Raw genomic sequence first — 654 nt, forward strand, 5'->3', positions numbered from 1 at the left:
CCGCCACCCCGCCCTGCACCGGCTGCGCAACCTGCACTTCCACCACGCCGACAACGACGCGGTCATCGCCTACAGCAAGACCGAGGGCGACGACACCGTCCTCGTCGTCGCCAACCTCGACCCTCACCACACCCAGGAGGCCACGGTCTCGTTGGACATGCCGCGACTCGGCCTGGACCCGAACGCGTTCATGTCCGCGCACGACGAACTGACGGGTGAGACCTACCACTGGGGCAGGACCAACTATGTGCGTCTGGAACCCGGAAGGGCGCCGGCACACGTGCTCCACGTCCAGCGGTCGTCCACGTAGCCAGCAGATCGGAGGGTCACACCGTCATGACAGTCAACCAGCCCGTGCCGGACACCTTTGAGGACACGCCCGCCAAGGACCGCGACCCGGAGTGGTTCAAACGAGCCGTCTTCTACGAGGTCCTCGTCCGCTCCTTCCAGGACAGCGACGGCGACGGCGTCGGCGACCTCAAGGGCCTGACCGCCAAGCTCGACTATCTGCAGTGGCTGGGCGTGGACTGTCTGTGGCTGCCGCCCTTCTTCAAGTCACCCTTGCGCGACGGCGGCTACGACGTCTCCGACTACACCGCCGTGCTGCCGGAGTTCGGCGACCTGGCGGACTTCGTGGAGTTCGTCGACGCCGCC

The 654-nt window shown here is 66.8% G+C and carries 2 protein-coding genes; both read left to right on the forward strand.

The annotated features are described in order from the left end of the window. On the forward strand, positions 1-310 hold a 310-nt coding region (locus ACYF6T_RS44555; protein WP_461703704.1), incomplete at its 5' end, for an alpha-glucosidase C-terminal domain-containing protein. Positions 311-336: 26 nt separating this feature from the next. Then, positions 337-654: alpha-amylase family glycosyl hydrolase (locus tag ACYF6T_RS44560; RefSeq protein WP_461703705.1), on the forward strand; the 318-nt coding region annotated here is incomplete at its 3' end.

The sequence above is a fragment of the Streptomyces sp. 7R007 genome (assembly GCF_054850255.1).